This window comes from Rhodococcus qingshengii JCM 15477, assembly GCF_023221595.1.
GTDB lineage: Bacteria > Actinomycetota > Actinomycetes > Mycobacteriales > Mycobacteriaceae > Rhodococcus_F > Rhodococcus_F qingshengii.
Genome location: NZ_CP096563.1, coordinates 5,044,858 through 5,057,230, shown reverse-complemented (window position 1 = coordinate 5,057,230; position 12,373 = coordinate 5,044,858). Strand labels below are relative to the sequence as shown.

At 62.2% G+C, this 12,373-nt stretch carries 10 protein-coding genes; 5 read left to right on the top strand and 5 right to left on the bottom strand.

Annotated features, from left to right (window positions below; translation table 11 throughout):
• Nucleotides 1-44: 44 nt before the first annotated feature.
• The 3 genes from M0639_RS23085 to M0639_RS23075 form a co-directional block, all read right to left on the bottom strand.
• Nucleotides 45-704, bottom strand: a complete 660-nt coding sequence (locus tag M0639_RS23085) for an LppP/LprE family lipoprotein (RefSeq protein ID WP_003940243.1) — start codon at nucleotides 702-704, stop codon at nucleotides 45-47.
• 93 nt (nucleotides 705-797) lie between these two features.
• Nucleotides 798-2,465 (bottom strand): amidohydrolase, encoded by a 1,668-nt coding sequence (locus M0639_RS23080; protein ID WP_064073947.1) that lies wholly within the window; start codon nucleotides 2,463-2,465, stop codon nucleotides 798-800.
• A 16-nt stretch (nucleotides 2,466-2,481) separates the two neighbouring features.
• Nucleotides 2,482-3,732: an MFS transporter gene (locus M0639_RS23075; RefSeq protein WP_064073948.1), complete on the bottom strand. Its 1,251-nt coding sequence runs from the start codon at nucleotides 3,730-3,732 to the stop codon at nucleotides 2,482-2,484.
• Nucleotides 3,733-3,948: 216 nt separating this feature from the next.
• On the opposite strand from M0639_RS23075, the gene M0639_RS23070 reads away from it, so the two are divergent.
• The gene (locus M0639_RS23070; protein WP_030535295.1) at nucleotides 3,949-4,578 is read left to right on the top strand and encodes a TMEM175 family protein; all 630 of its coding nucleotides are present in this window, start codon (nucleotides 3,949-3,951) and stop codon (nucleotides 4,576-4,578) included.
• Here M0639_RS23070 and M0639_RS23065 read toward each other — a convergent pair.
• Entirely contained in the window at nucleotides 4,575-5,153 is a 579-nt protein-coding gene (locus M0639_RS23065) for a CGNR zinc finger domain-containing protein (protein WP_054825525.1), read from the bottom strand. The genes M0639_RS23070 and M0639_RS23065 overlap by 4 nt on opposite strands.
• Before the next feature lie 108 nt (nucleotides 5,154-5,261).
• Between M0639_RS23065 and M0639_RS23060 the strand changes: the two genes are divergently transcribed.
• The 4 genes from M0639_RS23060 to M0639_RS23045 all read left to right on the top strand — a co-directional run bounded on the left by M0639_RS23060 (nucleotide 5,262) and on the right by M0639_RS23045 (nucleotide 10,426).
• Nucleotides 5,262-6,164 (top strand): NAD(P)-dependent oxidoreductase, encoded by a 903-nt coding sequence (locus tag M0639_RS23060; RefSeq protein WP_003939725.1) that lies wholly within the window; start codon nucleotides 5,262-5,264, stop codon nucleotides 6,162-6,164.
• Nucleotides 6,161-7,360, top strand: coding sequence for an MFS transporter (locus M0639_RS23055; protein WP_082893140.1), 1,200 nt, complete (start codon nucleotides 6,161-6,163; stop codon nucleotides 7,358-7,360). Before M0639_RS23060 ends, M0639_RS23055 begins: the two co-directional genes overlap by 4 nt.
• A gap of 12 nt (nucleotides 7,361-7,372) precedes the next feature.
• On the top strand, nucleotides 7,373-7,888 hold the full coding sequence (locus tag M0639_RS23050; RefSeq protein WP_037128543.1) for an Rv2253 family sensor-like surface protein: 516 nt from the start codon (nucleotides 7,373-7,375) through the stop codon (nucleotides 7,886-7,888).
• A 114-nt stretch (nucleotides 7,889-8,002) separates the two neighbouring features.
• A complete protein-coding gene (locus M0639_RS23045) occupies nucleotides 8,003-10,426 on the top strand; it encodes an ATP-dependent Clp protease ATP-binding subunit (RefSeq protein WP_064073949.1) in 2,424 nt (807 codons plus the stop codon).
• A gap of 52 nt (nucleotides 10,427-10,478) precedes the next feature.
• On the opposite strand, the gene M0639_RS23040 is transcribed toward M0639_RS23045, so the two are convergent.
• Nucleotides 10,479-12,371: an FAD/NAD(P)-binding protein gene (locus tag M0639_RS23040; RefSeq protein WP_231914985.1), complete on the bottom strand. Its 1,893-nt coding sequence runs from the start codon at nucleotides 12,369-12,371 to the stop codon at nucleotides 10,479-10,481.
• Nucleotides 12,372-12,373 lie beyond the last annotated feature (2 nt).

Sequence of the window (12,373 nt, the reverse complement as noted above, 5' to 3'; positions counted from 1 at the left end):
CTGGGGCACAGTTGCATTCAGGGCCTACTCGGACCCAGGCAGGTTCAGGAGGGCGGGAACTGGCCGTCGGCAACCACGGCGCTGCCGTTCCACGTGAAGTTCACTATGTTCGGTCCGCCTTGGGGACAGCAGAATGCATCGTCGTCCAGCAGCCAACGGTATTGGACGGATACCGAATCCTTGTTGCTGTCGATGACGTGTGTGTATGAGTACGGCTCACTGGTAGCCGTGCCCAGGTATGTTCCGTCGTGGAAGAACAGGACGTGTGACTGGTAAGTCGCATCGCCGACGCCGTCGCCGTCCACCGAAACCCAGAGCAGGTCAGGACAATTCCCGATCTGTTCTTCGCTCGCGGATCTCGGTATCCAATTGCCCCCGTTGATGTCGGTGCCCAGCGTGCCGATGGCGTCGGTGACGAGCGAGGAGCCGACGTCGAGACAGGGACCCGAAGCGGGGATTGCTGTCGTAGTCGCCGTCGTGGATGCATTTGTGCGGGTGTTCGATTGTGGCGGGGGAGAGCTCGCTACCGTCGTCTCGGTTTCGTTTGCCGTCGATGTCGCCGACGCCGTTGAACTGGCTGCCGTGGAACTCGCCGCCGCTTCAGGTGTTCCTTCGGTCGACCCACAACCGGCGACCGTCAGGGCAGTGGCCGTCACCAGTGCAGCGGCTGCGACGGCGGCCGAAATCGGAGCTTTCCTGCGCATGCGTCCTCCAGAGTGTATGGGTTCACGTGTTCAAGTCCCTCCTTCGTTCTGTCGCCGGGCCGCATGCGTGCGTTATCGAACAACCGGTAACGATCAGCTATCGGACTCGGTGTTCCGTGCTTCGGTGCTCTTGGCCCCGGCCGCGTCGTATCGCACGGATCCAGCAACGACGGTCATCGCAATCTCTGTGGTCAGGAGAGAATCGACCCCTTCGGTGAACGGATCTTGTTTCAGTACGACAAAATCGGCTGCTTTACCCCGAACCAGCTGGCCGGTCACATCTTCCCACCGGCACGAGTAGGCAGCGTCGCGAGTTGCGTGAGCCAGCGCGTCCGCGAGGGGGAGTGCGTACTTCGGCAGGTTGGGTGCCAGTGACGGATCGATTGCGGATCGACGGGTGGTGGCGATGAACATGTTCGGCAGCGGCGGGTGGGGAGCGGTCGGAGCGTCCGAACCCAACGCCAGAACCGCTCCGGCCTCGGTGAATTCGGGCCAGGGGTACGCGCGATTGACCCGGTAGTCGCCGAGCATCGCCTGCCAGTTCTCCTGGATTGCAGGGTCAGCGTGAACCGGTTGCATCGAGGCGATGATTCCCAGGCGGGCAAGCCTTTCGACGTTGTCCCGGGTGATGGACTCCAAGTGTTCCATTCGGTGCCTGCGGGGAATGTCTCCGTTGGCGGCGATCGCGTACTCGAGTGCCGTCAATCCGATCTCCGACGCCTCGTCGCCGATCGCATGCATCGCGATCTGCAGGCCTGCGGCGTCAGCGGCTGTCACGACGGGGATCAAGGACTCGAGATCCCAGATGGGCTCGGCGTTGGTGCCGTCCGAGTACGGCTCTTTCATTGCGGCAGTGCAGCTGTCGATCACACCGTCGATGATGACCTTGATTCCGGCGATACGGAGCCACGGACCTTGGACGCGCTCGTGGAGTTCGATCACGTCGTGAACTTGTCCGACGTTGTCGGCCTCGTTGTCCTCGCGGGTCATCAGCCAGTGAGCCGCGACACGCAGCGGCAGTGTTCCGTCTCCTGCGTCCAATGCTCTTTCCAGCGAGGCTAATTCGTCCGCGCCGAGTGCCATGTCGACCGCACCGGTCACGCCGTCCTCGAGATAGTGGCGGAAGGCGAGAGCGAGGGCGGCGTCCCGGTCTTCGTCGGATGCGAGCTCCGCCAGTTTCGGCCAGACGTAGAGCATCATGGCGGTCTCGTACAGCATTCCGGTGGCTTCTCCGGTGTCCGGATCCCGGCCGATACGACCGCCGATCGGATCGGGAGTGTCCGCGTCGATGCCGAGTTCTCGCAGTGCTGCAGTGTTCACCCAGACCGAATGTACGTCGTTGGCGTCGAGGTACACCGGACGATCGGGTACGACGGCGTCGATCATCTCTCGCGTCGGGTGCCCTCCATCCAGCGCGGAGAACAACCAACTGCGACCCAGCAGTCGTGGTGCGTCCGGGTTCGATTCCGCGAATTGCTTGATGCTGGACTGAATGTCGGCGAGATTGGTGGCATCACGCAGATCCAACTTCTGCAGCGCGAATCCCATCATGACCAAATGTGTATGTGCGTCGACGAAACCGGGTAGCACGACGGCGCCTTGGAGATCGATCACCTCGGCGTCGGGTGCCAGGATATCGGCATAGACGGTTTCGCCCACGAATCTGAGCTTGTGGTCCTCGACGACTATGGACTCGGCCCATCCGTCGTCGGCAGCCGTGAAGATCTTTCCGTTGCGGTAGTGAGTGATGCTGTCATTCATGACTTCTACGTGATCCTTACGCGATGACGGTAGTAGTGATGGCGGCGCTGTGGTGACGATACGCACCTTCGGTATGTGCAGAGAGTCGGGAAACCAAGGCGAACGGGACCAGTAGAACGAAGCTGATCCCCGAGATGATGACTCCGAAGGTCGGATACCCGAGGCCGGCCGTCACCGAAGTTCCGAACAGCGGCGCGAACGCGGAGCCGATGAGGTAGGTGCCCAGTAATGGCGCCGACCATCGGCCGGCCGCGTCGAGCGCGGCCGAGATGGCAACCAGGACGATGAACGTGGCCGCGTAGACCGTGTTCCAAGCGATGACCAGCACCAGGTAGATCGTGGGATCGGTGGTGAGGCCGGCAGACAGCTTCAGAATTGCCCCGAGTATCAGTAGCACGGAGATCGATACTGTCCGACTGACCCGAGAACCCAACGCGGTCAAGGTAACAGCCGCGAGCACACCACCCGCCGTTGATGCGCTCAGTGCGAGACTCATTTGTTGATCCGAGAGCCCGGCGTGCTCGGAACCCATGATGCCGAGTACTGCCCACAACGAGTCCTCGCTGATCGCCCAGACTGCAAGCATCGCGAGAAATGCGGTTCCGGCAAAAGTGAGTCGTTTCGCGCTTACTCCGGCGGGGAGAGCTGTGGTCGTATTGGCGGACTTCGCCGTCTCCGGCGACTCTTTCACCGGGGACGACGGCAACCAGGTGACCGTTGCTGCGGTAGCCAGTGCCAGGACTGCGACGACGCCGAATGCGTTGGTCATGTGTGTGCCGAGGATGGGTATGAGAGCGAGGACGACTGTGACGACGACACGGTTCACGAGGCCGCTGATGCTTGACGCCCGGTCCGGGTTCGTGAGCGCGGCCAGTGCCGCTCCACCAACGGATGCGGATCCACCAGCGCCGATACCGCCGACGATGATCGCGGCGCATGCGATCGTCGTGGACGGTGCGATGGCCGCAACGCCGAATGCGGCTGCCATCGCGATCAGGCTGACGCGGCCGAGGAGATGGCGATGCCGGCCCGAGGCGATTCGGGTGGTGGCGAGGCAGGTGACGGCGCAGACCAGCAGCGATGCGGTCAGAACGGCACCGGCAGCGGATTCGGTGACACCGAGGTCCTCGACCATTGCCACGATCATCAGGGGGATGAGGTTCGCGGTGATGAACCCCATGACGCCGATACTGAAGACGGCAATACCGCGGTTGGCGGTGAGTGGAACCCGGTCGGACTGCGTATTCGTCGAAGCGTTGATCGGCACTAGGGCAACCCCATGTCCTGAAGGGGGTGGCTGAACCGACCCCTGGTGTCGTGATGCGAGTCACTTAATGAATGTGATTCGTTAAGTATGGGGATGAGCTCCGCCACGGTCAAGAGATCTAACGAATTTGATTCGTTAATTGTATGTTTCCGGATACCTGCTTCCGGAAAGTGGCGTCGCCGGTCTGTTTCCTGTTGTGAGGCTTATGCTTCCGCAATGGCTGAGATTGCGGAACGCACCCGCTACTTCGAGCGCTACGTCACTTTCATCGACGCGATTGTCGCCATTGCGATCACGCTGCTCGTACTGCCGCTGGTCGAACTCACCAGTGACCACCACGGCACCACGTCAGAACTGCTGCGCGATCACGCTGCGCAGTTCTACTCGTTCGCCCTGAGCTTTCTGGTGATCTTCCGGCTCTGGTGGTCGCAGCATCGGCTGCTTCGTTTTGTGGTCGACGCGGACAAGGTGGTCGTTCGCGGACTGGGGTTGTGGGTGATGACCATCGTGTTCCTGCCCTTCCCGACAGCGCTCGTTGCAGCGCCGTCGCAGGATCTCGGGACCAGGGCTCTCTACATCGGGACAATGGCAGCCAGTGCTGCGTGCCTGGCGGTGGTCGCGTGGGGTCTGGTCCGCAACCCGTCGTTGAGCGAAGAGAATGCGAAGCCGCATTTCACCGCTGAAATCGTCACTTTCCTGATCATGGTGGTGGCGCTGCTCGTCAGTGTGCTCGTTCCGGTGACGTCGTACTTCCCGCTGTTTCTTCTCCTGCTGTCGACGCCGATCGAGAAGCTGTGGAACCGAGTGGCGGCGAAATGGAGTCGCGGTGAAGGTGAGATGAGCTAGTCGGCGCGAGCGGTCATCGCGGATTTCTTGGCTTTGTTTCCGCAGATGTTCATCGAGCACCAGCGTCGGTTGTTGCCGCGACTGGTGTCGACGTAGAGGCCGGTGCACCCGTCGCCCTGGCAGGCTTTGACGCGGTCCCGGTCGGCTCCGCCGAGCACCGCGATCGCGTCGGCAGCCACTATCGACAAAGCGTCACGGATCGGATTGTCTCCGGCTGATTTCCAGAGGGCCCGGCCACTCTCGAGGACGAGGTGGGCATCACCGAGCTCGGATGCGGTGTTGACGATCCCGACATCGGTGCGTGAGGCACGGCGGTTCTCGCATACGGCGGTTCCGATGCGATGAATGGCCTCACGTAAATCCTGCGCGCCGCGGAGGTCGTCTTCTGTCGCGGTTGCGGGGGCGTCCATCAGATCGTTGGCGCGTAACCATAATTCGAGTCGCTGCGGGCTCGTGAGTCGTTCGAACCTCGAGCCGTTCCGATTGGTGAGGGTGGCGGTGAAGCGGAAGGCGAGCGTGTCGTTGTCGAGTCGAAACACGTCCCGAGCGGATTGATCAGCTCCTGCTTCGTTCACTTTCGTCCTCCTTCGTGGCGAACCATCTCAACCGGTTCGACAGCAACTGTACCCGTGTGAGAGTCTTGAACCGTCTTAGATGGTTCAGCACTTTCGAGAGGGAAATCCATGACTTCTGTTTCCGTGGTCGGCTTGGGCGCGATGGGTCGTCCCATCGCTCGAAATCTACTGGGCGCAGGCTTCGACGTGACGGTGTGGAATCGCAGCCCTGAAGCGGTAGCCGAACTGGTCGAGGAAGGGGCGATCGGCGCGAAAACCGTTGCCGAGGCATTCCAGTCCGGTGTTGTGCTGTCGATGTTGGCAGATGATTCGGCCGTGTCTTCGGCCATTCTGGATCCCGCCGTCCTCGCATCCGTTCCGAGTGGAACCGTGCACGTCAACATGGCCACCGTCAGCGTCGACCTTGCCAAGCGCGCCGCCGCACTGCACGCCGAGTACGGCATCGGGTACATCGCGGCGCCGGTGTTCGGACGCGTTTCTGTTGCTCAGGCTGGCCAGTTGAACATCATCGCCGCCGGCGACAGTTCCCTCCTCGAGCGAGTGCAACCCTTCCTCGACGTCATCGGTGCTCGCACGTGGCCACAAGGTGAGCGTCCGGAGCAGGCCAACATCGTCAAGATCATCGGCAATTACCTCATCCTCGCCGCGATTCAATCCTTGGGCGAGGCAATCACATTGGGGGAGAGGTCAGGTGTGGACGGAAGCCAACTCGTAGAACTGCTGACCTCGACGATCTTCCCGGGGCCGGTCTACTCCAGCTACGGAAACCTCGTCGCGACGCGTCAGTACGAGCCTGCAGGATTCACCACAGCTCTGGGCCTCAAGGATTTGAGGCTTGCGCTCGACGCCGCCGACAGCGTCGATCTGGATTTGCCGTTCGGTGGCGTACTTCGAGGCGTGCTCGCTCAGGCTCTGGCGAACGGTCAGGGCGAGATGGACTGGGCGTCTATTGCAGAACTGGTCCGTTCCGGCCAGTCGGGTGAAGGCAGTCCCGAAACACCGACGAGGTGAGCTCGAACTCGGACGGGACGGCGACTTCGGCACTGGCGGAGACCGATTCCGTCCGGACACTACCGCTGGCCGGGTTGTCGGCACTCGCAATGGCAGGCTTCATAGCGATCACAACCGAAACCATGCCGGCCGGACTACTGGTGCAGATCGGGTCAGGGTTGTCCGTATCAGTCTCCGGCGCAGGGCAATTGGTCACCGCATACGCATTGGGTTCCGTCGTCGGGGCGGTACCACTGATCGCATTGACCCGAGGATTGCGACGGCGTGCTGTCCTGGTGTCGGCGATTCTGGGGTTCGGTGTCTTCAATCTGGTGACAGCGCTTTCGTCGAATCTTGTTCTCACCTTGGGTGTTCGGTTTCTGGCCGGTATGGCGGCAGGTGTGGTGTGGGGGTTGCTTGCCGGGTACGCACGCAGGATGTCGCCCCCTCACCTGCAGGGGCGGGCCGTTGCGGTTGCCTCCGTCGGACAGCCGATCGCGTTGGCAATCGGCGTTCCGATGGGGGCGTGGCTCGGGACCCTGGCCGATTGGCGCGTCGTCTTCGCCGTGATGTCGGTTGCTGCGCTACTTCTGGTCGCGTGGATACTCACGGTGATGCCGGACTTTCCCGGGCAACAAGCGGATCGGCAGCTGCCGGTGCGGAAAGTCTTGGTCCTGCCTGGCGTACGACCGATTCTGTTTGTCGCGTTCTTGTGGATCCTCGCGCACAACATCGTGTACACGTATCTGGCGGCGTTTCTGGATCGCATCGGTTTCGGCGATCAGTTGGGAATCGTCTTGTTCGTGTTCGGACTTTTCGCCTTCGTGGGCATCGGTGTGGTCGGGGTGTTTGTCGACCGGGCCCTTCGAAGTCTCACCGTGCTGAGCTTGGTGGTCTTTGCCGCAGCTTTGACGGCGTTGGGCGTCGGCGGTGACAGCTTCGCAGTGATCGCACTCAGCGTTGCGGTATGGGGCGTGGCATTCGGAGGCGCTCCCACTCTCCTTCAGACGGCGCTCGCGGATACGACGGGCGACGCTGTGGACACTGCGCAATCGGTTTTCGTGACGATCTTCAATTCGGCGATCGCAGCGGGCGGCGTCGTAGGCGGGCTGATCTTGGCGGACTGGGGTGCGGGAGCATTGCCGTTGGTTTCGCTGGTGCTGATCGTCGTCGGTGTTCTTGTGGTCAGTATCCGACAATTCGGACATGGCTTGTGATTCACTTCACGCATGCGGAAGTCATTGTTGGTGGTTGCTCTCGTTGCTACGTGGTTTGTCGCCGGAGCGATGCCCGCGGGGGCTGCGGATGCGAATTGGTCCGGTGATTACTCGCTCAAGCGTTTCGCCGCGACCAAGACGGGCACAAGTCTGGCCGCCAGCCAGTGGGAGCCGGATTTCTCCGATACATACACGTTCGAGACGGATTGCTCGAGCGGAGTCTGTATCGCCACAGTGGTCGGCGGTCCGGCTCCCGCCAATCCGACGTTGCCGCAGCCTGCTCGATACACCTGGGACGGAACCAGTTGGGTGCACCCCTATGACTGGGAGTGGGATTGCTACCAGGGGGAGGGCGTGCCCAAGGTGTGGGCACCGGCGCACTCCGAGGCGTATTACACACCTCAGCCCGATGGCAGTCTGAAAGGTTCGTGGCGTACCGACATCAAGAGTGGTCCCTGCGCGGGATCGGTGATCATGCGCGTCGAGGCGTACCCGGTCGGTCGGTCTACCGGATCTTTCGGTAGTTGAGAACGATCGGCGACTGGATGGTGTTGAAACAAATCTGAGGCCGCGGGAATTGATCGAGCCCCATGCACGTTAATTGAGTCAGTAACGCTCAACTTTCTGCAAGGAGGCTTCGGAATGCCAGCATTCTTCGGGCCCGAGGGTCCCGGTCGCATCGATATTTCCCGGCTCATGAGCAGGGCCACCCAGCAACTCATGGCTGACGCTGCACGTGTAGCGGCTGCTCGCGGTGATTCGGATCTCGATGCACTGCACGTTCTCCGCGTCATGGCGGAGCAGGATCCGGTCCGCACGCTCATGCAGCGCGCCGGAGCCGACCCGAAATCCGTGGTCGACGCCGTCGACCTGCGGCTGCCACAAGGCCGTGAGCAGGGGGCCTACTCTGCTCCTGCGCTCAGCAGTGCCGTGAAAACCGCTCTACTCGAGGCTCATCAACTGGCCCGAGCCCTGGGATCGACGTACATCGACCCCGAACATCTCTTCATCGCCCTGGCCGGTGACCCCGATCATGTTCCGGGTCGTCTGCTCGCTTCGGCCGGCATCACGCCGGAGAAGCTGCAGGCAGCGGTTCAGAATCCCGCAGCCGGTCCAGTCGAAGACGAGTCCACCACACCGACGCTCGACAAGTACGGCATCGATCTCACCGATCGCGCCCGCAACGGCGGCGTCGATCCGGTGATCGGCCGCGCCGACGAGATCGAACAGACCATCGAGATCCTCTCCCGCCGCACCAAGAACAACCCGGTCCTGGTGGGTGAGGCCGGCGTCGGCAAGACTGCCATCGTCGAAGGTCTCGCCCAGCGCATCGTCGACGGGGATGTCCCGGAATCGTTGGTGGGCAAGAAGATCGTCCAGCTCGAACTCTCGAGCATGGTCTCGGGTACCCGTTACCGCGGTGACTTCGAGGAACGGCTGACCAAGGTGATCGACGAGATCACCGCACACAAGGACGAGCTGATCGTCTTCATCGACGAGATGCACACCATCGCCGGTGCCGGAGGCGGCGCAGACGGTGCGATGGACGCCGGAGACATCCTCAAGCCCAAGCTCGCTCGCGGTGAACTGCACATCGTCGGCGCCACCACGCTCGACGAATACCGCAAGAACATCGAGAAGGATCCCGCGCTCGAGCGGCGCTTCCAGCCCGTACAGGTCGGAGAGCCGTCGATCGAGGACGCAATCGCGATCTTGAGCGGACTGCGCAGTCGGTACGAGGATCACCACAAGGTCCATTACACCGACGAGGCGATCACCGCTGCGGTAGAGCTGTCGGCACGTTACATCGGCGACAGGTTCTTGCCGGACAAGGCAATCGACCTGATCGACCAGTCCGGCGCCAGGCTTCGCTTGAAGACGGCCACGGTAGACACCGCTGCGCTGCAGCAGCGTCTCGAGCAGCTCGAGAGCGACAAGGAAAAAGCCGTCGCCGACGAGTTGTACGAGAAGGCGTCGACCCTGCGTGACGAGATCAACGGCGTCGCAAAGCGTCTCGAGAAGGCAGGATCCTCGGTTCCTTCCGAGGAAACGCCGGACGTGACCGCTGAACAAATCGCCGAAGTTGTCGCTCGCGCAACGGGTATTCCGGCAAGCCAGATGACTCAGGCAGAGAAAGATCGCCTGCGCCGTCTGGAAGAGGAACTGCACGGTCGTGTCATCGGGCAAGATGACGCCGTTCGCGCAATCGCGCGTGCCGTGCGTCGTAGCCGGACCGGTATGAGCGATCCGGATCGTCCCGTCGGTAGCTTCCTGTTCCTCGGACCCACTGGCGTCGGCAAGACGGAGCTCGCAAAAGCTCTGGCTGCCACACTCTTCGGAGACGAGAACAAGATGCTGCGCTTCGACATGAGTGAGTTCGGTGAGAGGCACACGGTCAGCCGATTGGTCGGTGCTCCTCCCGGATACGTCGGCTACGGCGAGGCCGGACAGCTCACGGAACAGGTGCGTCGTAACCCGTACTCGGTGATCCTGCTCGACGAGATCGAGAAGGCACACCCGGACGTGTTCAACACCTTGCTCCAGGTGCTCGACGACGGGCGTCTGACCGACGGTCAGGGTCGGACGGTGGACTTCAAGAACACCGTCGTGATCATGACCAGCAACCTCGGCTCGGACATCATCTCGAGCAAGTCCGGTGGACTCGGCTTCACCACGGGTGACGCAGAGTCGGCGGAGAAGCCACTGCGCGACCGCGTGATGGCCAGGTTGCGCGAATCGATGCGGCCGGAGTTCCTCAACCGTATCGACGAGATCGTGATCTTCCGCAAGCTCGACACCGAGCAACTGCACCGGATTACTGATCTGCTGCTCGACGACAGCCGGAAGCGGCTGCAGTCCAAGGGCATCGAGATCGAGTTCACTGCCGACGCAGTGGACTGGATTGCCGAGCACGGGCATCAACCCGAGTTCGGGGCTCGCCCGTTGCGTCGTTCGATTCAGCGTGTGGTCGACGACAAGATCGCCGACATGCTGCTCGACGATCTCCTCGAAGAGGGCGGCAGTATCACCGTCGCGGTTGACGAGGGTGAGTTGGTGTTCAGCTAGGAGGGGCACAGCCCCCGTGAGCGGTTAGGGAGTCTCTGGACTCCCTAACCGCTCACAGGCGCGCAGCGCCCAAAATCTCCGCCGCCAGGGCGTCGTTGTGCCGGAAGAACCCTGCATTGGTACGGGGACGAGGGAAAGCCGCCGACCAGTTGTGGCCTGCAACCCACGGCCCGGCCGCGAAGCGGCGAGGATGAGCAGTGTTGTTCCGGTCGAGAATTCGTGAAGTACCGTCGACGGCGAGCTTCGCCGAACTGTCCACGGTCGCACGAAGTTCGACTGCCTCGCCCCGACCGTGAAGCGTCCGCAGGAGCAAGTCACCGCTCGCGCTGATGGACGCAACCGGCAAGCGTGCTTCGACGAGGGTGTTCGCGGCCACGATGTCGGTGTGCGACGCACTGCGCGCGACAAAGATCCCAGCCCCCGTTGCCGGGTCGATCTCGGTGGAGAACACCGAATCCGGCCCGAGGAACTGGACGATGCCCGCCTCGTTGAGGGCGACCAACTGTTCCAAACGCTCGGGCGGCGGACCACTGGCGATGAAACTGAAGAACGAATGAAGCCAACCCTCGACGTCCTTGGCGACGGATTCGGCCGGGATTCTGCCGCGCCGCAACAATTCTCCGACGGTCATGTACGTCGACAGCAGCGCTGAGAAGACAGCCGCGTCGGCGCTGAAATACGGGTCCGACCTCCGCGCGACATCTGCCGAGATGTATTCGGTGATCCGGGACTGGACCTCGGCAAGCCCGTCGTAGCGCTCACCGCCGAGTGGGCGGTTCAGCCGCTCGAGATCGATACGGTCTTCCGGCTTCGGGACTGCGTTCTCGACCAGTTCCTGCAATCGAGGCGATCCCCAAGCCAGCGAGGCGAATTCGGCGTCGAACTCCTCCCAGGTGCCCACTGTCCGATCCGGATGAGATGCGAACAGCTCGTAATAGTGGGCGCCTGCCAGTTCTTTCGACGCCAAGGGCCAGATGTCGTTTCGGAAATCCAACGGTCCGTCGCCGGGAACGAGATCAGCGGTGAAGAACCGCGGTAGCGGTGGCCGCGCGTCAGCGATCGAGTACGAAATCTTGGAATGATACGGCACCCCGCGACGAGATCCGGCATACAACAGGGGTTCCCGACCCGAGGGAGCGTAAGTGAGGACGCCGTCTTCACCGCGTTCGAAGATGCCGCCACGGCTCTCGGCGAGGAGAACCATCCAGTCGATGAAAGCCAGCCCGAGTCCGGCGATCAGAACCGGTTCGCCTTCGGGAATGACATCGGCGTCGAGATCGGCAGTGTAGCCCGGACCCACATACGTCAACCCGTGATCGGACGCGAAGCTGGTCAGCGCGGTTTCGCGTGGGGCAGGCAACGCATCGGGGTGCCCCTGTGCGAGAAGGACGGTCGTCGCGTCGATGACAGCTCCGTCGTCCAGATGAACTGTCTGTGTCTCGCCGACGTTCACGATGTCGACCACGGATCGTCGATGAACTCGAACGTCGACGTGCGCTGGCGCGGAGTCGACTGCAGTCTCGAACACCCAGTTCAGGTATCGGCTCTGCAGTGACCTCGATGCAAACGACGACGGGGTGAGCGTCGGAACTTCTGCTGCGATTTCTGGGAATTCGGCAAGCTCAGCCGAGCGCTCGGCGACCCATTCCGCGAGGGTCGGACCCGGCAGCACCGGGCCGATCACGGCGGTGGTCTCGTCGGTGAACATCGTGACGTCCGCGGTTGTCGAATTCATCCACAGAAGCGGCGCCTGGCTGCCTCGCCAAATACGGCCGGCGCCTGCCGGATACGGGTCGACAACGTGAAGTTCGATCGGTGTGGGATCGGCGTTCACCGATTCGTGAGCGAGGATCCGCTCGAGTACGCCGGTCCCGCGGGGTCCACCACCCACGATCACGATGACAGCTGCTGTCCCCACTGAGGTACGGGGTCGATCGCCTGGCACGA

What these genes read in the sequence shown, in the direction of transcription:
- M0639_RS23070 (WP_030535295.1), top strand. Translation starts at nt 3,949, where the DNA reads ATGGCTGAGATTGCGGAACGCACCCGCTACTTCGAGCGCTACGTCACT.
- M0639_RS23085 (WP_003940243.1), bottom strand. Translation starts at nt 704, where the DNA reads ATGCGCAGGAAAGCTCCGATTTCGGCCGCCGTCGCAGCCGCTGCACTG.
- M0639_RS23060 (WP_003939725.1), top strand. Translation starts at nt 5,262, where the DNA reads ATGACTTCTGTTTCCGTGGTCGGCTTGGGCGCGATGGGTCGTCCCATC.
- M0639_RS23050 (WP_037128543.1), top strand. Translation starts at nt 7,373, where the DNA reads ATGCGGAAGTCATTGTTGGTGGTTGCTCTCGTTGCTACGTGGTTTGTC.
- M0639_RS23045 (WP_064073949.1), top strand. Translation starts at nt 8,003, where the DNA reads ATGCCAGCATTCTTCGGGCCCGAGGGTCCCGGTCGCATCGATATTTCC.
- M0639_RS23080 (WP_064073947.1), bottom strand. Translation starts at nt 2,465, where the DNA reads ATGAATGACAGCATCACTCACTACCGCAACGGAAAGATCTTCACGGCT.